A 26966-nucleotide genomic window follows, 5' to 3' on the forward strand; every position below is an offset into this window, starting at 1 on the left:
CCCGGTCATGCCGCGCAAAAAGGGTCGGGGGGGAACCTATGCCTTATGCTCCGTTCACCGCAACCCTTCAGGCGGCGCGCCGTTCCAGCGCGCTGGCCGCTTCGTCCATCAACTGGGCGATGATGTCGGCGACCGGCTCTTCCTTCGTCACCATGCCGACCGACTGGCCCGCCATCAGCGACCCCCCTTCGACATCGCCGTCGATCACCGCCTTGCGCAGCGCGCCGGCCCAATAATGTTCGATCTGAAGCTGCGCCTCGCCCATATCGACCGCACCGCTGTCCAGCAGGTTGGCGACTTCGCGCTGCTTCGCCGTGAAGGCTTCCGTCCCGGCATTTTTGAGCGCGCGGACGGGGATGACCGGCAGGCGCGGATCGATCTGCACGCTGGCGATCGCGTCGCGCGCCGAGGCGCGGAAGAAGGCCTTCTTGAAACTGGGATGGGCGATGCTCTCGCTCGCACAGGCGAAGCGGGTGCCGAGCTGCACACCCGCCGCGCCCATTTCCAGATAGGCGGCGATCGCCTCGCCCCGGCCGATGCCGCCCGCCACGAAGACCGGAACCTGTTCCGTCATCTCAGGCAGGATTTCCTGCGCCAGCACGCTGGTCGCAACCGGGCCGATATGGCCGCCCGCTTCCATGCCTTCCACCACCAGCGCATCGACGCCCGATCGCACCAGCTTCTTCGCCAGCGCCAGCGCCGGGGCGAAGCAGATCAGCTTGGCGCCCTTCTGCTTGATCGCCTCGATGCTGCCTTTGGGCGGCAGGCCGCCGGCCAGCACGACATGGCTGATGTCATGCTTCGCGCACACGTCGATCAGGTCGAACAGCAGCGGGTGCATGGTGATGAGGTTGACGCCGAACGGCTTGTCGGTCAGCGCCTTGGTCGCCACGATTTCCGCATCCAGCAGTTCGGGCGTCATCGCGCCACAGGCGATCACGCCGAAGCCGCCTGCGTTGGAAATGGCCGACACCAAATGCCGCTCCGAAACCCAGCTCATCGCGCCGCACAGGATCGCGGTCTCGCAACCCAGGAATTCGGTGCCGCGGGCCATCAGGGAAGCGAGTTTGGCGGTGGTCATCTGTCGTAAGCCTTCAAGAATCAAAAAAGCCCCTTCCCTGCCGGGAAGAGGTTGATGGCAGGGCACGATAGGCGCACCCTGCCGTCTTCCTATCTCCCCTGACCGGGGAGAGGCAAAAAATCAAGCGGCAGGCGCATCCAGGCCGTAGGCGGTGTGCAGCACACGCACCGCCAGTTCGGTTTCGTCCTCGTCGATCAGCACCGAAACCTTGATCTCGCTGGTGGAGATCGCCTCGATATTGATGCCGCGTTCGGCCAGCGTCTTGAACATGGTCGCTGCGACGCCGGCATGACTGCGCATGCCCACGCCCACGACGCTGATCTTTGCGACCTCGACATCGGTGATGATGCGGCGGAAACCGATCTTGTCCTTGTGCGCTTCCAGCAGGTCGACGCTGCGGGCCAGGTCCGCGCGCGGTACGGTGAAGGTGACGTCCGTCTCTTCCTTCTCCTTGCTGTCATTCTGGATGATCATGTCGACGTTGATCGCCGCGTCGGCCAGCGGGCCGAAGATGCTGGCGACCGCGCCCGGCTTGTCGGGCACGCGGGTGACGATGATCTTCGCCTCATTCTTGTCATGGGCGATGCCGGTGATGAGCTGACGTTCCATCTTGCTTTCCTTGAGCTTGGCTTCCAGTTCCTCGTCGCTCACGATCAGCGTGCCGGGGAGGTCGTCCTGGGTGGGATCATCGAAGGAAGAGAGCACCTGCACGACGACGCCTTCCTTCATGGCGAGGCCGACCGAACGGGTCTGGAGCACCTTGGCGCCGACCGAGGCCAGTTCCAGCATCTCCTCATAGGTGACGAGGTCCAGCTTGCGCGCGCGCGCCACAATGCGCGGGTCGGTGGTGTAGACGCCATCGACGTCGGTATAGATGTCGCAGCGATCGGCCTTGACCGCCGCCGCCACCGCCACCGCCGACGTATCCGAACCGCCACGACCCAGCGTCGATACGCGGCCATCGGCCATCATGCCCTGGAAACCGGGGATAACCGCGACCTGGCCAGACGCCATTTCCGCCAGCAGCGCGCCGGTGTCGATCTTCTCGACCCGTGCCTTGGCATGGGCTTCGGTCGTGCGGATCGGCATCTGCCAGCCAAGCCAGCTGCGCGCGTCCACGCCCATCGACTTCAGCGTCATGGCGAGGAGGCCGCTCGTCACCTGCTCGCCGGATGCCACGACGACGTCATATTCCGCCGGGTCGTAGAGCGGCGATGCTTCCTTGCAGAAACCGACCAGCCGGTCCGTCTCGCCCGCCATGGCCGACACGACGACCGCGACTTCATGGCCCTGTTCGACGACATGTTTGACACGCGCGGCCACGTTGCGAATTCGCTCCATCCCCGCCATGGAGGTGCCGCCGAATTTCATCACGATGCGCGCCATTTGCTTGTCGAACCTATCCTAGTTTGTGAAACAAAATGTCCCAAAGGGTCAAAACGGCGCTCCTATTAGCAGCCGCGGCGGATATGGCAAGCAATCCTGCTGCGCGTTTCGCCGCAAGGTAGTCGCCTAAAGCGGCTGCCTGAGCAGCCTCAAAGACATAGGCGCATTTGCCTCCGACGTCAGGGCTGATAAAACAGGGGCATGATGACAGACACCACCGCGACGATCGACCCGAAGGAAGCCGCCCATTTCGGAGCCATGGCTGCCGAATGGTGGGATCCCAATGGCTCCAGCGCGATGCTGCACAAGCTGAACCCCGTGCGACTGCGCTATATCCGTAGCGCGATCGACCGGCACTGGCCCGGCAGGGAACAGGCCTTCCGCCCGCTCGACGGCAAGCGCGCGCTCGACGTCGGCTGCGGTGCGGGACTGCTTACGGAGCCACTGGCGCGCCTTGGCGCCACCGTCACCGGCCTCGACGCAGCGCCGGAGAATATCGCCGCCGCCGCCGCCCATGCGCAGGGCCAGCATCTTGCCATCGACTATCGCGCCACCCCGATCGAAGATATGGCCGACGCCGGTTACGACCTCGTCACCTCGATGGAGGTGATCGAGCATGTCGCCGATCCCGCTGCCTTTATCGCCGCTCTCGCCGCGAAGCTGGCGCCCGATGGCCTCATGATCCTGTCGACGCCCAACCGCACGCCCCTCTCCCGCCTTGCCATGATCACCATCGGCGAAAGCGTCGGCGGCATTCCCAAGGGTACGCATGACTGGCACAAGTTCATCACGCCCGAAGAACTGACCGCGCTGCTCGAACAGGCGGGCCTTGACGTCACCGACAGCATCGGCCTCAGCTTCGACCCAGCGCGCGGCTTCACCCTGTCGAGCAACACTGCGATCAACTATCTGCTGACAGCCCGGCACAAGCGATAGAATGGGATGAGGGGGATGGGATGATCGACGAGTCCGCCAAGGTCGACGCCTATATCGCCGCGCAGGCCGACTTCGCCCGCCCGATCCTCAACCATTTTCGCGCCCTTGTGCATGCCGCCCAGCCGGATGCCACCGAAGCGATGAAGTGGAGCTTTCCCCACTTCGTCTACAAAGACAAAAATCTCGCCTCCATGGCCGCGTTCAAGGGTCATGCCGCGATCGGCTTCTGGTATAGCGAGGACGAAACCCCCGCCCGCGCGCAGCAGGGCGGCATGGGCCACCTCGGCAAGATCAGCAGCATAGCCGATCTGCCGTCCGACGATGAGCTGCGCGCCATGCTCGCCAGGGCGGCCGCGATGATCGACGCCGGCGCGAAACCGCAATGGATGGACCGTCGCCAGCCCCGCGCGGCGCTGCCCATTCACCCTGCCCTCACCACCGCGATCCAGGCTAACCCAGACGCCGCGGCCTTCTGGTCGGCCTTCCCGCCCGGCAAGATTCGCGACTATGCCGAATGGATAGGCGAAGCGAAGACCGACATCACCCGCGACAGGCGCATAGCTCAGGCAGTCGAATGGATCGCGGAGGGCAAGGGCCGCAACTGGAAATATGAGAAGCGCTGAGACGTGCGCGCTGTCTGGGGCGTTGGATTCCTGCAATAATGCCCCCTCCCCTCAAAGGCAGGGGGATGAAAAAGCTCCGATGCTGACCGGCTTCAAAGGCATTATCCCGCTATGATGCAGCCCCAAGTGCGAAGGGGCGCCGCGACGAGCAAGACGCCCCTTCTTCAACAATAGTGGTTCACTTCGCGCACTTGACGAACTTGCCCTTGGCATCCTTGCACGGCGCCTTCTTCATCATGGCCGTCTTCGCAGGCGGGCATTTGATGAACTTGCCATGCGCGTCATGGCAGGGGTGCCGCCAGAGCAGGCGTGGCGACCAGAGCGGCGATAGCGAACAGACCGGGAAGAATACGCATGACAGGCTCTCCTTCTTGATTGGTGAGCGCATCATGCCATTCCCCATATGGCCGGCAGATGTTCAGAGCGTGAACAATCGGTAGGAAAAGCCGATCAGTCCAGGTTCGGTCGCAGATAGCGTTCCGCCGTGTCGAGGTCGATGCCCCGGCGCTGCGCATAATCTTCCAGCTGGTCGCGACCGACCCGCGCCACGCCGAAATATTCCGCCTGCGCATGACCAAAATAGAAGCCGCTGACCGCCGCGGTCGGCAGCATGGCGAAGCTTTCCGTCAGGGTGGCGCCGGTGGCGTGGTGGGCGTCGAGCATGTCGAACAATATGGGCTTGAGGCTATGTTCCGGGCAGGCGGGATAGCCTGGCGCCGGACGGATGCCACGATACTGCTCCTTGATGAGCGCTTCGTTGGTCAACTGCTCGCCCTCCGCATAGCCCCAGAGCGCGGTGCGGACATAATGGTGGAGGCGTTCGGCGAAGGCTTCGGCGAGGCGATCGGCCAGCGCCTTCAGGAGGATATCCGAATAGTCGTCGATCGACGCCTTGAAGCGCGCCAGATGGGGCTCGATGCCGTGGATTGAAACGGCAAAGCCTCCCATCCAGTCGCCATTCGGGCTGATGTAATCAGCGAGGCACATGTTGGCGCGGCCTTCACGCTTGGCGATCTGCTGGCGCAGCATCGGCAGGCGGACATGCTTTTCATCCTCGACATGGACGACGATGTCGTCGCCCTCGCGGCGGCAGGGCCACAGGCCCGCGACGCCCCGCGCGGTCAGCCATTTGTCTTCGACGATGCGCTCCAGCATCTTCTGCGCATCGGCGAACAGACTCGTCGCGCTTTCGCCGACGACCTTGTCCTCCAGAATCGCGGGATAATTGCCCGCCAGTTCCCAGGCGCGGAAGAAGGGCGTCCAGTCAATATATTGCACCAGATCCTTCAAGTCCCAGTCGGGGAAGCGATGGACGCCAGGCAGGCGGGGACGGGGTGCCTTGAGGCTCTCGTCCATTTCGAAGGCGTTGGCGCGGGCGTCCTCGATCGACAGGAGCTGGCTCTGGCCCTTGCCCTCGCGCGCTTTGCGGACATGTTCATAATCGTCCTTGGTCTTCTGGACGAAGTCGGTCTTCTGCGTTTCGGAAACGAGCGCGGTGGCGACGCCGACGGCGCGGCTGGCGTCGAGCACATGGACGACCGGGCCGGTGAAGGCGGGATCGATGCGCAGCGCGGTGTGAACGCGCGAGGTGGTCGCGCCCCCGATGAGCAGCGGCATCGTCATGTTGGCGCGCTGCATTTCGGCGGCGACCGTCACCATCTCGTCCAGCGAGGGGGTGATGAGGCCAGAGAGGCCGATCATATCCGCGTCATTCTCGTTCGCGGCCTTGATGATGTCCTGCCAGGGGACCATCACGCCCATGTCGATCACGTCGAAGCCGTTGCACTGGAGCACGACGCCGACGATATTCTTGCCGATGTCATGGACGTCGCCCTTGACGGTGGCCATGATGATCTTGCCCTTGCCCTTGGCGCCGGGTTCCTTGGCAGCCTCAATGAAGGGGAGAAGGTGCGCGACCGCCTTCTTCATGACGCGGGCGGATTTGACGACCTGCGGCAGAAACATCTTGCCCGCGCCGAACAGGTCGCCGACGACGTTCATGCCGTCCATCAGCGGGCCTTCGATCACATGGATTGGCTTTTCGGCGGCGAGGCGGCATTCCTCCGTATCCTCCACCACATACATGTCGATGCCCTTGACCAGCGCATGTTCGAGCCGCTTGGCAACGGGCCAGCCACGCCATTCCTGCGCGGCCTTTTCGGACGCGGCGTCCTTGCCCTTGAAGGATTCGGCGAGCGCGACAAGGCGGTCGCCCGCTTCGGGGTCGCTGTTGAGGAGAACGTCCTCGCACGCCTTGCGCAGCGCCGGGTCGATCGCGTCATAGACGTCGAGCTGGCCCGCATTGACGATCGCCATGTCGAGGCCCGCGGGGATGGCATGATAGAGGAAGACGCTGTGCATTGCGCGGCGGACGGGTTCGTTGCCGCGGAAGGAGAAGGAGAAGTTCGACAGGCCGCCCGAAATATGGACGTGCGGGCAGCGCTTCTTGATCTCCTTGCACGCCTCGATGAAGTCGACGCCGTAATTATTATGCTCCTCGATCCCCGTCGCCACAGCGAAGATATTGGGATCGAAGATGATGTCTTCCGGCGGGAAGCCGATGGTCATCAGCAGCTTGTAGGCGCGTTCGCAGATTTCGACCTTGCGCGCCTGGGTATCGGCCTGCCCCGTCTCGTCAAAGGCCATGACGACCACCGCCGCGCCGTAGGCCATGCAGAGCTTGGCATGATGCAGAAAGGCTTCCTCGCCCTCCTTCATGCTGATCGAGTTGACGACCGGCTTGCCGGAGACGCACTTCAAGCCCGCCTCGATGACTTCCCATTTGGAGCTGTCGATCATGACCGGAACGCGGCTGATGTCCGGTTCCGAGGTCATGAGTTTCAGGAAGGTGGTCATCGCCTCGACCGCGTCGAGCAGGCCTTCGTCCATGTTGACGTCAACGATCTGCGCGCCATTCTCGACCTGCTCGCGCGCGATGTCGATGGCCGCGGCATAGTCGCCCGCCATGATCAGCTTCTTGAACTTGGCCGATCCGGTGACGTTGGTACGCTCGCCGATATTGACGAAGGTGGCGGTGGATTGCTGGGTCATCTTATCAAAATCCGTTCGCTTCGAGCCTGTCGAGAAGCGTTGCGCGCCCGGTTCTCGACAAGCTCGAACCGGACGGATGTGGGTTTTACGCCGCGATGTGCATCGGTTCGAGGCCCGCGAGGCGGGTCACGACCGGCAATTCCGGTACCTGACGCGGCTTGTGGCCGTCGAGCGCCTTCGCCACCGCGCCGATATGCGCGGGCGTAGTGCCGCAGCAGCCGCCAACCATGTTGACAAGGCCTTCATCCACCCAGTCGCGGATCAGCTTCGCTGTGGTTTCGGGCAGCTCGTCATATTGGCCGAGTTCGTTGGGCAGGCCCGCATTGGGATAGGCCAGGATCAGCGTGTCGGCGTTTTTGGACAGTTCACTGAGATAGGGCCGCAGCAGGTCCGCGCCGAAGGCGCAGTTCACGCCGATGGTCAGCGGCTTCAGGTGCCGCAGCGAATACCAGAAGGCGTTAATCGTGTGGCCCGACAGGTTGCGGCCCGACATGTCGGTGATGGTGAAGCTAAGCATCAGCGGCACCGAACGGCCTGCCGCTTCCTCCGCTTCGCGCGCGGCCATGCCCGCCGCCTTGGCGTTCAGCGTGTCGAAGCAGGTTTCGACCAGTAGGAAGTCGACGCCGCCCGCGATAAGGGCCTCGCACTGTTCGCGGTAATCGGCCTTGAGCGTATCATAATCGACCTCGCGATAGGCCGGGTCGTTGACGTCGGGCGATATCGACAGCGTCTTGTTCGTCGGGCCGATCGAGCCGCAGACGAAGCGGGGCTTGCCGTCCTTCGCCGTCGCCTTTTCGCAGGCGGCGCGGGCGATCTTCGCGGCAGCGACATTGATGTCCCACACCAGATGCTCGCAGCCATAGTCGGCCATGGCGATCTTGGTCGAGGAGAAGGTGTTCGTCTCGATCATGTCGGCGCCATTGTCGAGATAGGCGGCGTGGATACCCTCGACGATGTCCGGCCGGGTCAGGCAGAGAAGGTCGTTATTGCCCTTCTGGTCCTTCGCAAGGTCCAGGTCGCCGCGATAATCCGCCTCTGTAAGGCCATGTTTCTGGATCGATGTGCCATAGCCACCGTCAAAGATCAGGATCTTGTCGGCGGCCAGTTGGCGGAGTTGGTCTTCGGCGGTCATTTTGCTCCCTCTCCCCGTTCGGTTCGAGCTTGTCGAGAATCCTCGCGCACCGGTTCTCGACAAGCTCGAACCGAACGGAGAGATGGATTAATTTCAGGCGTCCGCCATCACTTTCGGCCGCAGCCCCAGCAGATGACAGATCGCATAGCTATGTTCCGCCCGATTGAGCGTATAGAAATGGAAGTCGCGCACGCCGCCTTCGTAGAGCTTGCGGCACAGTTCGGCCGCGATCGTCGCCGACACCAGCTGGCGCGCGGCCGGATGATCATCCAGCCCTTCGAACAGACGCGCCATCCAGCTGGGCACGTCGGTGTTGCACATGGCGGCCATGCGCTGGACCGCGGCGAAATTGCTGACCGGCATGATGCCCGGCACGATGTCCGCGTTTATGCCGGCGGCCAGCACCTTGTCCATGAAGCGGAAATAGGTTTCGGGCGCGAAGAAGAATTGCGTCATCGCGCGGGTCGCGCCGGCATCCAGCTTGCGCTTCAGGTTGTCGAGGTCGCTCTGCGCGCTCGCGGCGTCGGGATGGACCTCCGGATAGGCGGACACCGAAATTTCGAACGCATGGCGCTTCATCAGCCCTTCGACCAGATCGGCCGCGCCCGTATAGCCGTCGGGGTGCGGCTCGAACGTGCCGCCGGCTTCGGGCGGATCGCCGCGCAGCGCCACGATATGGCGCACGCCCGCTTCCCAATAGGCGTCGGCGATCTCGGCAATCTCATCCTTGCTCGCCGCGACGCAGGTCAGATGCGCGGCGGCGGACAGCGGCGTTTCCTGCGCGATGCGGGCAACCGTGTTATGCGTCCGCTCGCGCGTGGAACCGCCCGCCCCATAGGTGACGGACACGAATTTGGGCGCCAGCGGCGTCAGCGTCTCGATCGCCGACCAGAGCTGCGCTTCCATCTTTTCCGTCTTGGGCGGGAAGAATTCGAAGCTGACATGGCAGTCGCCTGCCAGATCCGCATAGAGCGGCCCATCAAGGTCGTTTCGCCCGGTGTCGTTGAGGGTCATGCGGAAATCCGTCCTTCGATGGGCAGGATGCGCGCGCTCTTGCGCCGTCCCAGCCAGAGTTGCACCGTCAGTTCCTGGCCGGGCAGCGCTTCCACCCGGTCCAGTTCCAGGCCCGCATCCGCGAACCAGCGTTCAATCTGTTCGTCGGCGAAGCCCAGGCGCGCGTGCTGGTCGCGCGACCGTAGCTCTTCCCGTTCATGCGCCGCGAAATCGGCAATCAACACCCGGCCATCGGCCGCCGTGACCCGCGCGGCTTCGGCGATCACCGCCTCGGGCGCCTGTGCATAATGCAGCACCTGATGCAACACCACCGTATCGGCGCTGCCCGGCTCCAGCGGCAGGTCGAGGAAGTCGCCCAGCAGCAGCGCATATTTGTCGCCGGCATCCTGCGGCAGCTTGGCACGCGCCATCCGCAGCATGTCCGGACTGCGGTCGAGCGCCGTCACCTGATCCGCAACGGCGCCGAACAGTTCGATAATCCGCCCCGTGCCGGTACCGATGTCGAGCAGATGACCGATCGGCTCGCGCGCCAGCAGCGCCTTCATCGCCGCCTCCACCTGCGCTTCGGGCACATGCAGGGACCGGATCGCATCCCATTCCTCGGCATGTTCGGCAAAATAGGCTTCGGCCGCGCTCGCGCGGTCGGCACGCACGGCCGCCAGACGGGCAAGGTCCGCCGCCTGCCACAATTTCTCGCCCTCTGACGGGGTCAACAGGTCGAAAAGATCCAGGAAAGGCGCCACCTCTGCCCCGCGTCCCAAACGCAGGAAGACCCAGTTGCCTTCCTTGCGCCGCTCTACGATGCCGGCTTCGGCGAGGATGCGGACGTGACGCGACACGCGCGGCTGGCTCTGCCCAACGACCTGTGCAATCTCGCCCACGGCCAGTTCCATCGCCCGCAGCAAATGGACGATCCGCAGGCGCGTGGGGTCTCCCAAAGCGCGAAAAATGTCGAGGGCGGACAGCATGAGGCAATCATATAAAGAAATCTTTATATGCGTCAATGCTCCTCATTTCCGCCATCGCAGAGGCAAAGGAGGTAGCGTAACCGCCCGCATTTGCACGATTGGGATTGCCTTGCTCTTTCCAAAGCATTACGAATCGCGGCGCAGGCGCAATGGGGGGTGAGCTTTTCTCCGAGAGTGGTCTGCATCTTTTTTATCTCAGAGAGGGGTTGTTGCCCATGACCAAGTCGATTGCTATTTCGCTCGTTCTCGCCGCTTCGCTCGGCCTCGCTGCCTGCTCGGGCGGCCACACCGAAAACGCCGCGAACAACGCCGCGAACGCTGCCGAGAACGCTTCGAACGCTGCCGACAACGCCATGAACGCCGCGCTGAACGCAGCCGATAACGCTGCCAACGCTGCGTCGAACGCGACCAACAACGCCGCGAACGCGATGTAAGTCCCGTTTACGGGAAGATTTCGGAAAAGGGTCGCACCGGCAACGGTGCGGCCCTTTTTCATTGGGAGACGATGATGAACTGCCGCAGCGCGACCCTTTCCGTCCTGATCGCCCCTACCTTGCTGTGCCTTGCCGGCTGCGGGTCGGGATCGGACGATGGCGTGGGCGGCGTCAGTGCCAGCGAGGCGCGCGCACTGAACGAGGTCGCCGCAACGCTCGACACCCAAGCCGGCACAGCGCAAGGTGCGCAGGAAGGCTTGAACCCTGCCGCGCGCGCCGCCGCGACGGCCGATCGCGGACGGATCGCACCAGCGATGCCCGCAAGCGTAACCGACGCACGATAAAGGGCCGCCCCTTTCGGGAACGGCCCTCTCAACTTCAATCCGGTAATCGGGATTTAGCAGTTGCGGTCGATCGCGCGGCCAGCCAGCGCACCGACGCCCGCACCGACGATGGCACCCGTTGTGCCGTCACCCCGGCCATATCGGCCCGAACCCTTGCCGACCTCGTTACCGAGCAGGCCACCGGCGATCGCACCGATGATGGTGCCACCCGTGCCGTTATCCCGGCAACGATAGCCGCCGCGATAATAGCGATCACCGCGATAATAATTGTTGCGATAATAGCGGTCGCCACGGTTGCCGCGATAATAATCGCCGCGATATCCGCGATCGCCGCGCCAGCCACGGCCACCCCGATAGCCGCGATAGTCGCCGCGGTCGTAGCCACGATAATGATCGCGCGCCATCGCCGGGGTAGCGGTAGCGGCCAGGGAAGCAGCGCCGATCGCCAGAGCGGCTCCCAAATTCACTAGAAACTTCATCTTCATGGCGGTGCTCCTTCCAAAAGCCATCATCATGGGCGAAGGTCCTGCTGACGGGATTCGCCATTGATTGACGTCTTTATGAGCGATTCGCCTTGAGCCGGTCCTGAATGGGGCTGTCAGCCGGCGTTCACCTGAAAACGGTTCGCCACTGCCATGCTGCGTCCTGCCGGATAATATCCTATGGCATTTCGCGATGACGCGAATCCTGATCGTGCTGGCGCTCGCCATCCTGCTGCTGCCGGCTCCTCCCCCAAGCAAACCGCAGATCGTCCATCCCGGCGCGCTGCTGGTTACGGCCCGGCCGCTGGCGCTCAATGCGGCGAAACCGGAACAGCGCCGCGTCGGCGGTCTGGACTATCTGGGCGGGTGGGAGTTGCGCAGCGACAATGCCGGTTTCGGCGGCATTTCCGCGTTGTTGGCATCGCCCAATGGCGACATGCTGGGTCTCAGCGATTCCGGTATATTGATGGGGTTCCATGTCGGTGAGGGTGCAGCATATCGGCGTCCGTTCATCGCGCCGCTGCCGATCCGTCCGCAGGATCGCTATCGGCCCTGGTGGGCGTGGGATTCCGAATCGCTGACCCATGACCCGGAAACCGATCGCTATTGGGTAGGGTTCGAGCTGCAACAGGCAATCTGCCGCTATTCGCCCGGATTCGCCCATGTCGAAGGCTGCCGAACCTGGCCGGAAATCGTCGCCTGGCCCGAAACCGGATCGATCGAGTCACTCGCCCGCCTGCCCGATGGCCGTTTCATTGCGATCGGGGAAATGGGCATGACGTCCGACGGACGGCACGACGTGCTTCTTTTCCCCGGCGATCCAGCCGACCATGGGACAGCCAACCCCATTCACCTTCGCTATGCGCCGCCGCAGGGCTATCGCCCGACCGACGCGGTAGCGCTGGATGAACGACACCTACTGGTGCTCAACCGCCGCCTGACTTTGCAGGAACTCTTCACCGCGACGATCGCCATCGTCGACCTGCCTGAGCATCTGGAGCCGGGGGCGCTATTGAAGGCCCGCACCCTCGCCCACCTCGCGCCGCCGCTGCTGGCGGACAATTTCGAGGGGATGGCGGTTACGCTCGAAAAGGGGCGTCCGATCCTTTGGGTGGTGTCGGACGACAATCATGAATTCTTCCAGCGCACGCTGCTGCTGAAATTCGGATTGGATAGGGCATGGTAACGACCGGAGCAGTAGCAATACCATCCTTCACCCGCTCGGGCTGAGCCTGTCGAAGCCCTGCTCTTTATTGAAGAGAAGTAAGCCCCTTCGACAAGCTCAGGGCGAACGGAGATTGATGGTAGGGCAACTCCAACGCAAAAAAGCGGCCTGTCGCCAGGCCGCCCCTTATGCCGAAACGAATCGAAGCAATCAGGCCGCAGCAGCGGCCTTCTTCTTGACGATGTCGCGCTTCAGGCGGCGCGCCTTCAGCGACAGCTTGTCGTCGCTGGTCTTGACCAGCCAGTTGTCCAGGCCGCCATTATGTTCGACCGAGCGCAGACCATGGGTCGACACGCGCAGCTTCACGGTGGTTTCCAGCGCTTCGGAGATCAGCGAAACATTCTGCAAGTTGGGCAGGAACACACGCTTGGTCTTGTTATTGGCGTGGGAAACATTGTGACCCACCTGGCGACCCTTACCGGTCAGCTCGCAAATGCGCGACATAGTCAATCAACCTTTGAAATTCGGGTTCGTTCGGAAAGCCGCGCCGATAACGGGATTCCCTGCCCCCGTCAAGCCGCAGCGAGCGGGATCGCAACCCTTGGCAATCCCGCGCGTTGAAAGGGCAACTAGCCCAAAGGAGGCGGAAATGCGAATCATTGGTGGATTGCTGGTTATCATTCTGCTCGTTCTTGCTGGCGGCATCGCCACCGGCTTCATCGATTTGCAGAAAACGCAGGAGGGCCGGCTGCCCGAAGTCGCGGTAAAGGAAGGCGCGCTTCCCAAATATGAGGCAAGCGTGGCGAAGGTGCAGGTCGGCACCCGCAAGGAAACCGTCGATGTGCCGACGGTGGATGTGAAAAAGCCCTGATCCTTTCGCCTGATGCCATGATCCTGTAACGGCGGGACATGGCAACGCCCTTTCCCCTGCCCGCGCCTATGCGCCGCGCCCTCGACCTTGCCCGCGCGGCCGAGGCGGCGGGCGAAGTGCCGATCGGCGCGGTGGTGACGAAGGACGGCACCGTCATCGGCGAGGGCGAGAATCGCAACCGGCGCGACAATGACCCGACGGCCCATGCGGAAATCGTCGCGATGCGGGTGGCGGCCGCGTATCTTGGCGACTTTCGCCTTGTTGGCTGCGACCTGTGGGTCACGCTGGAACCTTGTCCGATGTGCGCTGGAGCCATTTCCCATGCCCGAATCGCACGACTCTATTATGCGGCGGCAGATCCCAAGGGTGGCGCGATCGAGCAAGGACCGCGCCTCTTCACCCAGCCGCAATGCCTACACCGGCCGGACGTCTATGGCGGCATGGCCGAAGCCGAAGCTTCAGCGCTGCTGCGCCGCTTTTTTGTCGCCCGGCGATGAATAGTGAATCCAGTAAAGCTGATAGGGCATGGTCATGCTGGTCTTGAGCTTCACCGGCGCCAGCCAGTTGGGCATTTTGCCCCGCATCAGGTCCGCATAGAAGCCCTTGGGGCTGCGCGATTGATAGATGGTGCCTTCCGGGAAATCGGGGCAGACCAACAGGTAGGTCGCATGATGTTTTGCCGCGATCGCGCGGAAGTCGCTCGCCGGGCCATCGAAAGCATGGTGGATATCCAGGATCGTCGTGCCGTTGCGATGATAGGGACCGGCAAGCGCGCTATGATGCGTCGTCGCCAGAATGCGCGGACCCAGGTCGACCATGGTGAAGATGGTTGCCGGCGGAAGCTGATCAAGCAGCTCCAGCGCCGGCAGCGTGCGGCAACGGCCATTGGCCTTCTTGATCGCTTCGGTCCGCGCCACGGCCGAAGGACGCCACGGTCGGGGCTTGATCCCGGTCGTGTCCTGATAGAGCTTCACCATCTGCGGATAGAGCGGATAGGCGCAGGCGATCGCCGCCAGCAGCGCCACGCCCGCCCCCGCGGCGATCCGCACCCGGCGCGTGCCGGTCAGCACCGCCGCGACCAGCCGGTGCGCGGCCCAGGCAGCGGGCGGTATCGCCAGCAGCTGCGCCGCCGGCCCCGCGCGTAGCTGCCAGAAGAGCAAGGCGGTCGAGAAGAGCATCATCAGCCCTACCGTCGCCCAGGCCCAGAGCCGCTCGCTGTCGCGCCGCGAATCCCACAGCGCCCAGAGCAGGCCGATAAGGCCCGCGACCGGCATCGCCAGCAACGGCACGACCAGGCTCTGCGTCTGCGCCGTGATCGGCTTTGCCTCACGGATATTGGCGAGCCATAGCCGCTCCAGCTCAGGCGAAATCTGATAGGGGCTGAGGCATTGCGGCCAGTTCAGCCAAAAAAATACGGCGACCGCCCCGCCCACGATCGCACCCGCCGCCAGCCGCACCGGCCAGCCGCGCAAGGGTGCCAGCGAGAGGATCACCATGCCTGCACCTGCCGCGCCGAACACCGCCACCCAGATGGGCGACAGCGCGTCGCACACCATCTCCCGATTGGCGTAGCTGGCGAAGAGCAGGTAGAAGAGCGAGGTCGCGCCCGCGAGGCTGAGCGCATAGGCCAGCATCCGCCGCTCAGCGCCCGGCCGGAACACCCAGCGCAGTGCGATCAGGCCGCCGCCCGCCGCCAGATAGACGATCATCTCCATGCCGATGGCGATGGACAGTGCGCTGCTCACCCCTGCCATCACGCCGCCGCGCAGGCGATTGGTGTCGATCACGCCCGCCATCATCGTCAGCGCCAGCGCCAGCTGCCAGCCATGATGGTCGATCCGCATCGGCCCGTACATGCCCAGGCCCATCTGCGCGGCGAGCGGCGCCAGAACCGCCAGGAACCAGCCGTTCGGCCCGGCCAGCCGCCGCCCGATGAAGCCGAGGCTGAGCATCAGCAGGAAAAGCGGCAGCAGCGGCGCGATGCCGCAAGCCAGCCGATCGGCCAGCCCCTGATCGACGAAGGCCCGGAAGAAGAGAATCAGCCCGGCCAGCGGAATGTCGACGATGCGCGACCAGTGGATATTCGCCCCGCCCGGCGGATCGAGTCGATATTGGCGCAGGTCATACCAGCCCTGCCCTGCCAACCAGTCCTTCACCTGGACATAGCGGATATTGTCGTCGGTATCGCTCAACACCAGCCAGTGGACCGCCGGCCAGCGCGTGGCGACCATCGATATCGCGATGACGATCCAGATCAGGAAGGTCAGCCATTTCCAGTGCCGCGCCGCATATGTGGACAGCAGGGCCGCCCATCGGCCGGCACGATCACGCAGGGTTTCGCCGCTATGCAAGGTCATGGGCGTCGATTAGACGACCCGCAACAAAGCGCAACGGGGCCATATGAAATTCCTCTCCCGCCTGTCGCCCGATCACCGGGCGCTGTTCTGGCAGATCGTCCGTTATGGCCTGACCGGCCTGTTTGTCACAGCCTGCCAGGCGGCGATCTACTGGAGCCTTGCCGCGCTGGCGGGACTGCATGTGCAGATCGCCAATCTGGTCGGCTACGGGGCGGCCGTCTGTATCGGTTATGTCTCGCACAGCCTCTTCACCTTCCGCGATCAGGATCAGAGCGACGGCCATGCCGCGCGCGGCGCGAAGTTCGTCGCGGTGTCGCTGGTCAGCTATGCGCTCAACGCGCTCTGGGTGTGGCTGTGCGTCACCCATATGGGCTGGCCGGAATGGTCGCCCATCCCCGCCATGGTCTTCGTCACCCCGGCGATCGTCTTCCTGCTGAACAGGAAATGGGTGTTCCGCTGATCAATCCGGATCACGCGCGAGCAGCGCATCCGATCGCGCCAAGGCAATGATCGGCAGTCCGGCCTGTGCCGCCCGTTCGGCCGCGAGTCGGGTCGGCGCGGAAATGGTGACGAGCAGCGGGCAATCAGCAAGCACCGCTTTCTCGACCAGCTCATAGGAACAGCGCGACGAAAGCAGCGCGAAGCCGCCGTCCCAGCTCGCGTCCGCCCGCGCCATCGCGCCGATCAGCTTGTCGAACGCATTGTGCCGCCCGACATCCTCGCGCACCAGCCGGATTCTTCCATCCGCCCCCGCCCATGCAGCGGCGTGGGCCGCGCCCGTGGCGGCGTTCAGCGGCTGATGATCGCCCAGCGCACCCAGCGCGCGGAAGATCGCGACCCGGTCCGCCTGCGAAGTCGCAGTGACGCGCGGCAGCGGCCGGATTGCCTGTTCCAGATTCTCGATCCCGCACAGGCCGCAGGAGGATTCCGACGCGCGATGCCGCACCCGTTCCAGCAGACCATCGGTGCGATGCGGCGGAAGGGTCGCGCGGGCAATGATCCCGGCGCCCGTGTCGTACACATCGATGTCGAGCGACGCATCCTCACGCGACACCAGCCGCTCGGCCAGGCTGAAACCCTGCACCAGATCGCCAATGTCGGTCGGCGTCGCCATCAGCACGGCATAGCCCGCGCCATTATATTCGATCGCGACCGGCACCTCCTCTGCCAGCGCGCGATCGACCGATTCGCTCGCACCATCCGGGGTCAGCCGAGAAAAGGCCAGGCTATGCCGGGCGGGACGCAGGGTTTCGCTTCGGTCATTCATGCCCACAGACCTATGGGGCCGCGCCCGGCGGCGCAATGCCGGTCCCGGCACATTCGCCCGGCAAGCCATATTCAACGACGCAGAATCCCGCATCTCTGCTATACTTCCGCATGCCGCAGGAGAGATTGCAAGGAGGCGCATATGCGCGGAGGACCGATATTGGGCGCCGTGCTGGCTGGCGGGCGTTCCAGCCGCTTTGGCAGTGACAAGGCGATGGCGCTGCTGGACGGAAAGACGCTGCTCGACCACGCGATGGCGGGCCTCGCCCCCCATGTGACAGAGGTCGTGATCTGCGGCCGGGAAGGCGGATTGACCGACCGGCCAAGGCCCGACATGGGGCCATTGGGCGGTCTCAACGCCGCGCTGCATCATGCGCTCAGCCATGGTTTCACCGGCGTGCTGACGACCGGCTGCGACATGCCCTTCTACCCTGCCGACCTGCCCGCGGCGCTGATCGGCGACAAGGCCGCGATCCTGCAAGGGCAGCAATTGCTCGGCTGGTGGCCGGCCACGCTGGCTTTCGAACTGGACGCGCATCTGGGTGAGGAGAATGACCGGTCGATCCGTGGCTGGCTGGAGCGCGTCCGCGCGCGCGTGGTGGAGATGCCGGGACTCGCCTTACCCAACATCAACCGGCCGGAGGATCTGGTGAATCTGGCGGAATGACAGAGGCCAGCGGCCTGTGACTGCCCCTGTCCTTCCCCATCCCGCCCTGCTATAGGCTCCGGAACGCCGTCGGCATGCCGCCTGCACGTCGCCCAAAAGGATCGCCGCCATGGACATCGCCCTGAACGCACAGCCCGCCTGCTCTGCCTTCAGGAAAGTTTTCGTCCATGCCTGCCATTACGCTCTCGAAACTCAGCTGGTCCACGCCTGACGGGACACCCGTCCTTTCCGGCCTCGATTTCCGCTTCACCACCGAACGCATCGGCCTGATTGGCCGTAATGGCGTTGGCAAGTCGACCTTGCTCGCGCTGATTGCGGGCGAATTGCGTCCCGCAGGCGGCGACGTGCGCGTCGAGGGCAGCTTCGCGACGCTGCGCCAGACGCTGGAACCGGATCCCGACCAAAACATCGCCGACCTGTTCGACGTCCGTGATGCCCTCGCCCTGCTTGACAGGGCAGAGGCAGGCGCCGCGACCATCGAGGAACTGGAGGCATGCGACTGGACCCTGGCTTCGCGCCTCGCCGACGCGCTGGCGGAGGTTGGCCTGACCGCCGATCCCGACACGCCGCTGGCGCAGCTTTCCGGCGGCCAGCGCACCCGCGCCGCGCTGGCTGCCGCGATCTTCGACCGGCCTGATTGGCTGCTGCTCGACGAGCCGACCAATCATCTCGACGCCGACGGTCGCGAGGTGCTCGCTGCGCTGCTCCAGCGCTGGCGCGGCGGGGCGATTGTCGTCAGCCATGACCGGGCGCTGCTGGAGACGATGGACGCCATCGTCGAACTCACCGGCTTGGGCATCGCGCGCTATGGCGGCAACTGGTCAGCCTTCCGGGCACGCAAGGATATCGAGCTGGCGGCCGCACAACAGGCGCTCGACCATGCCGAGCGCGACGCCGCGACGCTTGCCCGCAAGACCCAGATAGCGACCGAGCGGCAACAAAGGCGCGACGGCGCAGGCGCGCGTCAGGCGATGAAGGGGGGCATGCCCCGCATCCTGCTCGGCCGGCGCAAGGAACAGGCGGAACGGTCCGGCGGCGACGCCTCCCGTCGTGCCGATCGCCAGCGCGCAGAAGCGGAAGGCGCCATCGCCGGCGCCCGCGCGAAGATCGAAATCCTCGCCCCGCTCGACATCGCCCTGCCCTCCGCGCAAGTGCCGTCCGGCCAGATGCTACTGATGCTCGAAGACGTGACCGTCGGCCATGATCCCCAAAACCCGGTGGTGCGAAACTTCAGCCTGACCATCAGCGGGCCGGAACGCATCGCCGTCACCGGTCCTAACGGCGCGGGCAAGTCGACGCTGCTCCATCTGGTCGCGGGGCAGCTTGCACCGCTAGCGGGGCGCTTTCATCGTCCTGCCGCCACCGCACTGCTTGATCAGGATGCCAGCCTGCTCGATCGCAACGTCACCATTGCCGATAATTTCGCCCGGCTGCATCCCGGCGCGACGCGTAATATGATCCACGCCGCGCTCGCGCGTTTCCGCTTCCGTGCAGACCTCGCGCTGCAGCGGGTGGAAACGCTAAGCGGCGGGCAGCGACTGCGCGCGGCACTCGCCTGTGTGCTGGGCGGGGAGACGCTGCCACCGCTCCTGCTGCTGGATGAGCCGACCAACCATCTCGATCTCGACTCGGTCGGCGCGATCGAACAGGGGCTGGCCGCTTATGACGGCGCGTTGCTGGTGGTCAGCCACGATCCGGCCTTCCTCGACGCGATCGGTATCGCCCGCTGCATCGCCCTCTGATCGTCAGTGAGCGGCCGAGGTGTCGACCGGACCACTCGGGCGCGGCGCGAGCCAGACCATGATCGCGGCGGCGAACAGCACCAGGGCGGAGATGAAGAAGATATGGTCGACCGCGACCGCGATCGCCTCCGTCTCGACGATGTTGGAGATGGTCTGCCGCACCTGCTCAGTCGACATGCCCAGCGCGCTCAACTGCGCCTGTGCATCGCCCGGTTGCAGCACACTCGCCAGTTCGTTGCGCGACACGCGCTGCGAATCGCCCCAGCCGGTCAGCACCAGCGACGTCGCGACGGCGATCGCCATGGTGCGCACGAAATTCTGGAGGCCCGCGGCCGATGCCGTCTCGCTCGGCAAGACCGAACCCAATGTCAGCGTCGTCAGCGGGATCATGAAGAAAGGCATGGCGAAGCCCTGGATGAATTGCGGCGCCGCCATCGTCCAGAAATCGATCCCGCTGGTCCAGTGCGCGCGCCACAGCGTCATCAGCCCCAGCCAGAAGACCGCCCCGGAGATCATGATACGCGGATCGACCTTGCCGACGAAGCGTGCCGCCATGGGCGCCACCATCAGTGCCGCCATCGCGGTGAAGGCGGTCACGATCCCTGCCCAGGTCGCAGTATAACCCTGCGTCATCTGCAACCATTGAGGGATGACAACGATGCCGGAGAAATAGGCCCCGAAACAGAGCGCCAGCGAAAAGACGCCGGATGAAAATCCGATATGCCGGAACACGCGCAGGTCGACGACCGGATGCTCCTCGGTCAGTTCCCAGATGATGAAGACGACGAAACCGATCGCCGCCATGACCCCCAACGCGACGATCGTCGGATCGCTGAACCAGTCATGGTCGCGACCGATATCGAGCATGACCTGGAGACAACCGATCCAGAAGATCAGCAGCGCCAGACCGATCTTGTCGATCGGTATCCGGGCGGTGTCGGTCTCCACCGGCCGCAGCAGGGCCTGCGCCGCAAAGACGCACATCGCCGCGATCGGCAGATTGATGAAGAAGATCCAGTGCCAGCTCCAATTGTCGCTGATATAGCCGCCGATGATCGGCCCCATCGCCGGCCCCAGCAATGTCGTCATCGCCCACAGCCCCATGGCCCTGGCCCGCGTTTCCGGCGGGAAGATACGCATCAGCAGCGTCTGCGACATGGGCATGATCGGCCCACCACAAATACCCTGGCCGATCCGCGCGGCGACGATCATGCCGAGCGTCATCGACAGGCCGCACATCAGCGAGAAGAAGCCGAAGCCGATCATCGCCAGCGTGAACACCCGAACCACGCCGAACCGCGAAGCCAGCCAGCCGGTGAGCGGCACGCAGATCGCCTCCGCCACCGCATAGGATGTGATGATCCACGTCCCCTGATCGGGCGCAATGCCCAGATTGCCGGCGATGTGCGGGACCGAGACGTTGGCGATGGTCAGGTCCAGCACGACCATGAAATTGCTCATGGCCAGAACCAGCATCGCCAGCGTGCGGGTGCGCGGCGAAAGCCGCGAATAGATGTCGTCGCCGCTCATCGCCCGGACCTTCCTTACTTCCTCGGCCTCACTTGTCGGAAAGATCGAGTTCGACGTCCATGGACAGGCCGACCCGCAGTGGATGTTCGGCCAGTTCCTTGGGATCGAGCTGAATGCGCAGCGGCAGGCGCTGCACGACCTTGATCCAGTTGCCGGTCGCATTCTGCGCCGGGATCAGCGACATCGACGCGCCGGTGCCGCCGGAGAATCCGACGACCTTGCCATGATAGACGACGTCGCCGCCATAAAGGTCGGACGTGACCTTTGCGGGCATGCCCACCTTCACCTCGCGCAACTGGCGCTCCTTGAAGTTCGCATCGACATAGAGCTGGTTCAGCGGGACGATCGTCATGATCGGGCTGCCTTGCGCGACGCGCTGGCCGACCTGCACCTGCCGCTTGGTGATGACGCCATCGACGGGCGCGCGGATGATGGTGCGGTCGAGGTCCAGCTTCGCCGAATCCAGCTTGGCCTTGGCCGCCATCACGGCCGGATCGGTGTCGATGGTCGACCCGCGCACCAGTGCGTCATTGGCTTCCAGCTGACCGGTCGCGGCGCTGCGCGTGGCTTCCGCCGTCTTCACTCCGGCACGGGCCAGGTCGAGCGCGGCCTTGGCGGCGGCATGGGCCTTGCGCGCGGCGGTGACTTCATCGCCCGATACCGCACCGTCGCCGACCAGCGCCTCGCGGCGTTGCAGGTCGATCCGCGCCTTGTCGAAATCGGCCTGGGCGGTGGCGAGCTGGGCGCGCGCCTGGATGATGTCCGCGCCGCGTGCATCGACCTGCGCGGTCAGCGATCCACTGGTCGCCACAGTCTGGCGGAAGCGGCGACGCGCCTCGGCCAGATCGGCCTCAGCTTGGGCTACTGCGATCTGCGCATTGGACGGGTCCAGCTTGACGAGGATGTCACCCTTCTTGACCGTCTGCGTATCGCTCACCAGCACTTCGGTAGCCTGTGCCGAAATGAGCGGCGTCACCTGCGCCATCTCCGCATTCACATAGGCATTGTCGGTGCTAACATGGGTGCGCCCGACCAGCAGATACCAGATGCCCCAGAGCAAGCCGACAACGATCACGACAATCGCCAGCCGGGTCAGCCAGGTCTTGCGCGCGGACTGGCGCCCTTCCTGCTGTGCGTCATTGATGTCGAGAGCGGCGTCAGCCATGCGGTTGGTCCTTGGAGAGAGGTTCGCCGGCAGTGAAGCCACCACCCAGCGCACGGATAAGGGCAATATCGGTGGAGAAGGCGCCTGCCTCCAGCCCGGCCAGCGACTGGCGCGCGCTCAGCAGCTGGTCCTCGACATTCAGGACATCGAGATAGGTGGACAGGCCGCCCTGATAGCGCTTCTGCGCCACGCCATAGGCATCCTCCGACGCGGCGACGGCCGCGCGCGCATCGGTCAGCCGCTGTTCCAGCGTCCGGCGGGTCGTGACCGCATCGGCCACCTGCTGATAGGCGGCCAGCACCGTCTTGTCATAGGCGGCGACGGCTTCGTCATAGGTTGCGCGCGCCCCGCGATACTGTCCCTGGAGCGACCCGCCGCGGAAGATCGGCAGGCTGATCGCCGGGCCGGCATTGCCGAACAGCGAATCCTTTTTTAACAGATTGTCGGTGAAGGGCTGGGCCGATCCAATGGCGCCGCCGTTGTTGAAGATCGTATTATAGCCGAGCGACTGCACGCCGATCAGCGCGCTCAGCCGTACCGCCGGGAAGAAGTCGGCGCGCGCCACCTTGATCCGCTTGGCTGCCGCCTCCGTCCGGGCGAGCGCCGCGGCGATGTCCGGGCGACGCGCGACGAGGTTGGTTGTAACGTCCGCCGGCAGGCCGAGCGGCGCCAGCTTGCCCGGCTGCGGCCGGGTGATGGACAGGCCGCGATCCGGCCCGGCGCCGATCAATGCGGCGATCTGATGCTGCCGCACCTGGATCGCCAGTTGCGCCCCAGCCAGCTGCGCCTTGGCCGAGGATACGGTGGCATCCACCTGACGCACATTGCCGCGCGTTTCGAGGCCGTTCTGCCGACGGTCGGCGACCAGCTTCTGGCTCGCCATGCGGATGTCGAGCGTGCGCTGCTGGATCTCCGCCTCGTCATAAAGGCGGGCGAGATCGGCATAGGCATCGGCGATACCCGTCGTCAGGGCCAGCCGCGCCTGCTGCGTATCGATCTCGGCCGCGCGGGCTTCGGACGTGGCGGCGGCCAGTGCCGCCTTGTTCTTGCCCCAGAGGTCGAGATCGAAGCCCAGGTCCAGCGCGACCCGGCCGGTGCCGAGCCAACCCTGGGGAATGAATTCCTTGGGCATGCCCATATTGTAGCTCTGCCTGGTCGCCGCTGCGCTGGCCTCCAGATTGGCCGAAGGCAGCACGGCCGCGCCGGCCTGCTGCGCCATCGCCTGCGCCTGCCGGAAACGCGCGGTCGCGGCCGCCATGTCGGGCGCGTTGCGCAACCCTTCCTCGATCAACGCGGTCAGTTGCGAATCGCCATAGGCGGTCCACCAGCCCTCGCCGGGCCAGGCAGCTTCGGGCGCGGTCAGACTCTGCTGCGCGGCCACGCTTTCGGGCGCGCGAACGACAGGCCTGGGACCAAGATCAGGGATCGCGGCGCAGGCCGACAGCACCATCACAGATGTCGCTGCCGACAGGGCGCGGGAGGAAAAAGCCATGCGACTCACCGCCATAACAAACCGTACCAGATAGTATGAAAATCGCCATTGCGCCCGTTGCCGGGCCTTGTCAACAGGATTAGCGTACTCTATGGTACGATTTTATGACGGAGAGCAAAACGCCCCTCATTTGCGGCCGAAGGGAAGCGCGCCGCCGGGACCGGCAGGACATGATCCTGACCGTCGCGCAGCGCTATTTCCTGGAACATGGCTATGCTGGGACGACCATGTCGGGCATCGCCGCGACGCTAGGCGGGTCGAAAGGCACGTTGTGGAGTTACTTCCCGTCCAAGGAACAACTGTTCGCCGCGGTGCTCGATCGCGTAGCCGCAGCCTATCGGGCGCGGCTTTCGCAAATCCTCGATCCGGACGCCGACCTGTCCATAACGCTGCACCATGCGTGCGTCAGCCTGACCACCAAGGTCACTTCGCCCGAGGCCATCGCGCTGCACCGGCTGATCATTGCCGAAGGCGGCCGCTTCCCGGAAATGAGCAAGATTTTCTTCGAACTTGCGCCGCGCAACACGCGGGGGCTGATGGCGAATTTTCTGGCAGGTGCCATGACGCGCGGCCAGTTGCGCACAGCCGATCCGAACGATGCCGCCCGAGCACTCATGTCACTCTGCATGGCCGGCACGCACCAGCAGTTGCTGATGTCGCAGATCAAGGAACCCGATCCGGCGCAGATCGAACGGGATGCGGCCTTCGCCGTCGATATTTTCATGCGCGCCTACACCCCGACGACCAACATATAACCCTCCCCCTTGACCGTGCGGAGCATCGGCCAGGCAAACCCCCGGTCGAGCTTGGCCCGCAACCGCGACATATGCACTTCCACGCTATTGGTGCCGGGATCAAAGTCCAGCTGCCACACGGCGCTCAGCAATTCGCTGCGGCTCACCGCCTCCCCCGGTCGCCGCGCCAGATAAAGCAGCAGCGCATATTCGCGTTGCAGCAACGGCACCAACCGCCCAGCCCGCGTGACCCGGCGATCCATCAGTTGAATCAACAGATCGCCCAGCGCCAATTGCGGTTGCCGGACTTCCACCAGCCGGATGATCCGCGCCACCGTCTCCGCCTCGTGCATCCACGGGCCGACCACCTCATGCGCGCCCCCTTCGAGCGCACGCGCCCGTTCGGCGGGGTCGTCCACGTCCTGCCACAATATCGTCGCGTCCCCCGCACGAAGATGAGGACGGACAGCACCGGAGCGCATCGCCAGATCGAAGCCGCGCGCATTCAGCGCCCGCGCGACCGGGGCAAAGTCACTGCCCAAATCATGGCATTCCATCCGTCCGCCCACGCTCGACCCGTCGCCCGCTGATCCCTGTCACCCGACCGTTGCGGCGATAGGAAAACAAGCCATTTCATCTCCATAATGGATCGATCGCAGCGCATTCTCGCTCGCCCGGCGGATCAAAGCGCTGGAACTGCGCGCGCCGCGCTCCCAATGCCTCCTGCGATCTTCTGCACCCATTCCCGTCTCCAGCGCCCGCCAGGCGGTCAACCGCATCGCATCCTGCGGATGGGCGCGGCTAAACGCTTCCGCCAGATCCAGCGCATTGCCGTTGCCGCAACCGGCCGCCAGTTCCAGCAGCATTTGCGCGCTGGCCACGGTCATGCATTCGGCGATCACGCCACCGGCCGTGTCGAACCGATATTGCCGCCGCCAGCCCTGCCCCGGCCCGCTCGCCAATATGTTGAGCGAAACGGACATCGCCTCCGGCGGCAGTTGCGCATGAATATCGCGATTGGCGCGATAGAGCAGCATCCGCCCTTCGCTAAGATGGCTGCGTTCGACGAAGCGCAGCGCCAGCGCCTCCCCCGCCGCGCCGGCCACATCGCCATCATAGTCGTAATAATCCGACCCATAACCCGGCCCGAGATAGCCGACCGTCAGAAAATCGAAACCATGGTCGTGCGGCACATGATAGAGAAAGGGCGCGGTCCCGCTCATCCGCACGACATGATCGTTCATCGCCGGCCAGAAAGCGGCGCGCAGCACATATTTGCCCGCCGGCGGCCGCAACAGCATCACCTGCGCCGAATAGGGGTTGATCCGCCGCTGGTCCGCGCAGCGCGTCTTGAGTTCGGCGATGGCTGCATCGGCCAGGAAATGGCGGTTGCGCGACAGGGCGCGCAGCATCGGCGCAGCCGCCGCCAGCCCATCCTCGCACGAAGGGTCGAAAGCATGGCTCTCGCACCAGTCGACCAGATCATCGAGGTCGATGACTGCATCCTCTTCAGGCGGTGCGATCAGGCGAGGCATCGGGCCTCCGCAATCTGCGCCAATGTTCGCTTTGCCACCATGCGCACCCCTGCATCTTCCTCGGCCTGCGCCATATGTTCGAGCGCCGGTAACGCCCTTTCCGTGTCGAGCGCCAGATATTCGCGCATCACAGCCCAGCGTTGCGTCGGCAGAGCGCCCTCCAGCGCTTCGGCAAATTGCCGGGTCGCATCGCGCCGGCGCTGCATCCGCAGCAGCGACAACAGCATGAGCGTGCGAGAATGTCCTTCATCCGTCTGCGCCTGGGCGAGCGGGGCGCCCGTGTCAGCATCGAACAGGCGGGAAATGACCACCCTTGTCGGCGCGAACTGCGCACGCAACAAAAAAAGCGGCGCGTCGTCCGGCCGGAACCGGAGGGTCTCCCGCCGCTCGTCCACCGCGATCACGGTTCCTGCCGGATACATGCATGGCCCTGTTCCCACAGCCCGCCCACCCTCGATCCGATAGGCGTCGGCGGACAGAAAGCGGTTCAACGGTCGGCAAAGCGTATGGCGACCGGAAAAATGCAGCCGCGCTCCTGCGCTATGTACCGGATCGACGATGGTCGCTGCCAGCCAGATTCGCTCGGTCCGTGCGAAGACCAGATGCCGCGCTGCCCCGCTCCGGCTGGCCCGGAAGGCGGGAAGGTGCAGCGGATCGTCGGCAATCCGCGCACATTCCGTACCCAGCAGCGCTTCGAACCAGCCGATATCCTCCATAAACGGCCGGATCAGCGCCACTGCCCGGTCGAGCGGCGCGCCGTCGGCCGCCGCCACCGCATCGGCCAGCGCGCCCATTGTCATGGCTGATCGATGATCGCGATCACCACATCCATCAGGCTGATGTCGAGCGTATCGCCATCGACAATGCCGAACAGGCTCATCCTCTCGGACAGGTCGGCAATATCCTCGATGGCGAGTTGGATTGGGGTCTGCGGCATGATGTTCCTCCTTCATGGTTGGCGAAGGCAGGCTATGGCGCAGCGCAGAACCGG

At 64.5% G+C, this 26966-nt stretch carries 29 protein-coding genes; 11 read left to right on the plus strand and 18 right to left on the minus strand.

Annotated features, from left to right (window positions below; genetic code table 11):
* Positions 1-67 precede the first annotated feature (67 nt).
* Positions 68-1081, minus strand: a complete 1014-nt coding sequence (locus tag VMR39_RS16390; RefSeq protein ID WP_325417010.1) for a nitronate monooxygenase — start codon at positions 1079-1081, stop codon at positions 68-70.
* Between the two features lie 120 nt (positions 1082-1201).
* A complete protein-coding gene (locus VMR39_RS16395; RefSeq protein WP_325417012.1) occupies positions 1202-2467 on the minus strand; it encodes an aspartate kinase in 1266 nt (421 codons plus the stop codon).
* A 201-nt stretch (positions 2468-2668) separates the two neighbouring features.
* On the opposite strand from VMR39_RS16395, the gene ubiG reads away from it, so the two are divergent.
* Together ubiG and VMR39_RS16405 are read left to right on the plus strand one after the other, a co-directional pair.
* Positions 2669-3403 (plus strand): bifunctional 2-polyprenyl-6-hydroxyphenol methylase/3-demethylubiquinol 3-O-methyltransferase UbiG, encoded by a 735-nt coding sequence (gene ubiG, locus VMR39_RS16400; RefSeq protein ID WP_325417014.1) that lies wholly within the window; start codon positions 2669-2671, stop codon positions 3401-3403.
* Positions 3404-3423: 20 nt separating this feature from the next.
* Positions 3424-4026, plus strand: coding sequence for a YdeI/OmpD-associated family protein (locus VMR39_RS16405; RefSeq protein WP_325417016.1), 603 nt, complete (start codon positions 3424-3426; stop codon positions 4024-4026).
* Between the two features lie 178 nt (positions 4027-4204).
* Here VMR39_RS16405 and VMR39_RS16410 read toward each other — a convergent pair whose 3' ends face one another.
* From VMR39_RS16410 to VMR39_RS16430, 5 genes are all read right to left on the minus strand, one after another.
* Complete coding sequence (locus VMR39_RS16410; protein WP_325417018.1) at positions 4205-4417, minus strand: hypothetical protein; 213 nt, start codon at positions 4415-4417, stop codon at positions 4205-4207.
* A gap of 59 nt (positions 4418-4476) precedes the next feature.
* Positions 4477-7155, minus strand: coding sequence for a methionine synthase (metH, locus tag VMR39_RS16415; RefSeq protein ID WP_325417109.1), 2679 nt, complete (start codon positions 7153-7155; stop codon positions 4477-4479).
* A gap of 7 nt (positions 7156-7162) precedes the next feature.
* The gene (locus VMR39_RS16420) at positions 7163-8209 is read right to left on the minus strand and encodes a homocysteine S-methyltransferase family protein (RefSeq protein WP_325417020.1); all 1047 of its coding nucleotides are present in this window, start codon (positions 8207-8209) and stop codon (positions 7163-7165) included.
* A 93-nt stretch (positions 8210-8302) separates the two neighbouring features.
* Positions 8303-9223, minus strand: coding sequence for a methylenetetrahydrofolate reductase (gene metF, locus VMR39_RS16425; RefSeq protein WP_325417022.1), 921 nt, complete (start codon positions 9221-9223; stop codon positions 8303-8305).
* Positions 9220-10191: a metalloregulator ArsR/SmtB family transcription factor gene (locus VMR39_RS16430; RefSeq protein WP_325417024.1), complete on the minus strand. Its 972-nt coding sequence runs from the start codon at positions 10189-10191 to the stop codon at positions 9220-9222. Before VMR39_RS16430 ends, metF begins: the two co-directional genes overlap by 4 nt.
* 215 nt (positions 10192-10406) lie before the next feature.
* Between VMR39_RS16430 and VMR39_RS16435 the strand changes: the two genes are divergently transcribed.
* Together VMR39_RS16435 and VMR39_RS16440 are read left to right on the plus strand one after the other, a co-directional pair.
* Positions 10407-10625: a circumsporozoite protein gene (locus VMR39_RS16435; RefSeq protein ID WP_325417026.1), complete on the plus strand. Its 219-nt coding sequence runs from the start codon at positions 10407-10409 to the stop codon at positions 10623-10625.
* A 74-nt stretch (positions 10626-10699) separates the two neighbouring features.
* Complete coding sequence (locus VMR39_RS16440) at positions 10700-10969, plus strand: hypothetical protein (RefSeq protein ID WP_325417028.1); 270 nt, start codon at positions 10700-10702, stop codon at positions 10967-10969.
* Between the two features lie 53 nt (positions 10970-11022).
* Here the strand turns inward: VMR39_RS16440 and VMR39_RS16445 are convergent, their stop codons facing one another.
* The gene (locus tag VMR39_RS16445; RefSeq protein ID WP_325417030.1) at positions 11023-11454 is read right to left on the minus strand and encodes a glycine zipper 2TM domain-containing protein; all 432 of its coding nucleotides are present in this window, start codon (positions 11452-11454) and stop codon (positions 11023-11025) included.
* A gap of 190 nt (positions 11455-11644) precedes the next feature.
* Here VMR39_RS16445 and VMR39_RS16450 point away from each other — a divergent pair, with 190 nt between their 5' ends.
* Positions 11645-12637 (plus strand): esterase-like activity of phytase family protein, encoded by a 993-nt coding sequence (locus VMR39_RS16450; RefSeq protein WP_325417032.1) that lies wholly within the window; start codon positions 11645-11647, stop codon positions 12635-12637.
* A 189-nt stretch (positions 12638-12826) separates the two neighbouring features.
* Here the strand turns inward: VMR39_RS16450 and rpmB are convergent, their stop codons facing one another.
* Complete coding sequence (rpmB, locus tag VMR39_RS16455) at positions 12827-13120, minus strand: 50S ribosomal protein L28 (RefSeq protein ID WP_009822595.1); 294 nt, start codon at positions 13118-13120, stop codon at positions 12827-12829.
* Between the two features lie 145 nt (positions 13121-13265).
* Between rpmB and VMR39_RS16460 the strand changes: the two genes are divergently transcribed.
* Together VMR39_RS16460 and VMR39_RS16465 are read left to right on the plus strand one after the other, a co-directional pair.
* Complete coding sequence (locus tag VMR39_RS16460) at positions 13266-13487, plus strand: hypothetical protein (protein ID WP_325417035.1); 222 nt, start codon at positions 13266-13268, stop codon at positions 13485-13487.
* A 38-nt stretch (positions 13488-13525) separates the two neighbouring features.
* Complete coding sequence (locus tag VMR39_RS16465; protein ID WP_325417037.1) at positions 13526-13984, plus strand: nucleoside deaminase; 459 nt, start codon at positions 13526-13528, stop codon at positions 13982-13984.
* On the opposite strand, the gene VMR39_RS16470 is transcribed toward VMR39_RS16465, so the two are convergent.
* Positions 13946-15844 (minus strand): hypothetical protein, encoded by a 1899-nt coding sequence (locus VMR39_RS16470; RefSeq protein WP_325417039.1) that lies wholly within the window; start codon positions 15842-15844, stop codon positions 13946-13948. The two genes, VMR39_RS16465 and VMR39_RS16470, sit on opposite strands and share 39 nt — an antisense overlap.
* Positions 15845-15887: 43 nt before the next feature.
* Here VMR39_RS16470 and VMR39_RS16475 point away from each other — a divergent pair, with 43 nt between their 5' ends.
* Positions 15888-16304 carry a GtrA family protein gene (locus tag VMR39_RS16475; protein WP_325417041.1) on the plus strand — a complete coding sequence of 139 codons (417 nt, stop codon included), beginning with the start codon at positions 15888-15890 and terminating at the stop codon, positions 16302-16304.
* Here VMR39_RS16475 and fdhD read toward each other — a convergent pair whose 3' ends face one another.
* The gene (fdhD, locus tag VMR39_RS16480) at positions 16305-17111 is read right to left on the minus strand and encodes a formate dehydrogenase accessory sulfurtransferase FdhD (RefSeq protein ID WP_325417043.1); all 807 of its coding nucleotides are present in this window, start codon (positions 17109-17111) and stop codon (positions 16305-16307) included.
* Positions 17112-17252: 141 nt separating this feature from the next.
* Here fdhD and mobA point away from each other — a divergent pair, with 141 nt between their 5' ends.
* Both mobA and VMR39_RS16490 read left to right on the plus strand, forming a co-directional pair.
* Entirely contained in the window at positions 17253-17777 is a 525-nt protein-coding gene (gene mobA, locus VMR39_RS16485; protein ID WP_325417045.1) for a molybdenum cofactor guanylyltransferase, read from the plus strand.
* Positions 17778-17944: 167 nt separating this feature from the next.
* Positions 17945-19519, plus strand: coding sequence for an ABC-F family ATP-binding cassette domain-containing protein (locus VMR39_RS16490; protein ID WP_325417047.1), 1575 nt, complete (start codon positions 17945-17947; stop codon positions 19517-19519).
* Between the two features lie 3 nt (positions 19520-19522).
* Here the strand turns inward: VMR39_RS16490 and VMR39_RS16495 are convergent, their stop codons facing one another.
* The 3 genes from VMR39_RS16495 to VMR39_RS16505 are packed head-to-tail and all read right to left on the minus strand — an operon-like array spanning position 19523 to position 23721.
* Positions 19523-21049, minus strand: coding sequence for a DHA2 family efflux MFS transporter permease subunit (locus VMR39_RS16495; RefSeq protein ID WP_325417048.1), 1527 nt, complete (start codon positions 21047-21049; stop codon positions 19523-19525).
* Between the two features lie 28 nt (positions 21050-21077).
* Complete coding sequence (locus tag VMR39_RS16500; RefSeq protein WP_325417050.1) at positions 21078-22214, minus strand: EmrA/EmrK family multidrug efflux transporter periplasmic adaptor subunit; 1137 nt, start codon at positions 22212-22214, stop codon at positions 21078-21080.
* The gene (locus tag VMR39_RS16505; RefSeq protein WP_325417052.1) at positions 22207-23721 is read right to left on the minus strand and encodes an efflux transporter outer membrane subunit; all 1515 of its coding nucleotides are present in this window, start codon (positions 23719-23721) and stop codon (positions 22207-22209) included. Before VMR39_RS16505 ends, VMR39_RS16500 begins: the two co-directional genes overlap by 8 nt.
* An 89-nt stretch (positions 23722-23810) precedes the next feature.
* Here VMR39_RS16505 and VMR39_RS16510 point away from each other — a divergent pair, with 89 nt between their 5' ends.
* Positions 23811-24461 carry a TetR/AcrR family transcriptional regulator gene (locus VMR39_RS16510; protein WP_325417054.1) on the plus strand — a complete coding sequence of 217 codons (651 nt, stop codon included), beginning with the start codon at positions 23811-23813 and terminating at the stop codon, positions 24459-24461.
* On the opposite strand, the gene VMR39_RS16515 is transcribed toward VMR39_RS16510, so the two are convergent.
* The 4 genes from VMR39_RS16515 to VMR39_RS16530 are packed head-to-tail and all read right to left on the minus strand — an operon-like array spanning position 24437 to position 26912.
* Positions 24437-24997 carry a winged helix-turn-helix domain-containing protein gene (locus VMR39_RS16515; RefSeq protein WP_325417056.1) on the minus strand — a complete coding sequence of 187 codons (561 nt, stop codon included), beginning with the start codon at positions 24995-24997 and terminating at the stop codon, positions 24437-24439. The genes VMR39_RS16510 and VMR39_RS16515 overlap by 25 nt on opposite strands.
* A gap of 39 nt (positions 24998-25036) precedes the next feature.
* On the minus strand, positions 25037-25975 hold the full coding sequence (locus VMR39_RS16520) for a transposase (RefSeq protein ID WP_325417058.1): 939 nt from the start codon (positions 25973-25975) through the stop codon (positions 25037-25039).
* Positions 25963-26775, minus strand: a complete 813-nt coding sequence (locus VMR39_RS16525) for a hypothetical protein (protein ID WP_325417060.1) — start codon at positions 26773-26775, stop codon at positions 25963-25965. Before VMR39_RS16525 ends, VMR39_RS16520 begins: the two co-directional genes overlap by 13 nt.
* The gene (locus VMR39_RS16530) at positions 26772-26912 is read right to left on the minus strand and encodes a hypothetical protein (RefSeq protein ID WP_325417061.1); all 141 of its coding nucleotides are present in this window, start codon (positions 26910-26912) and stop codon (positions 26772-26774) included. Before VMR39_RS16530 ends, VMR39_RS16525 begins: the two co-directional genes overlap by 4 nt.
* Positions 26913-26966 lie beyond the last annotated feature (54 nt).

The sequence above is a fragment of the Sphingobium sp. genome, from assembly GCF_035511395.1.
Classification (GTDB): Bacteria; Pseudomonadota; Alphaproteobacteria; order Sphingomonadales; family Sphingomonadaceae; genus Sphingobium.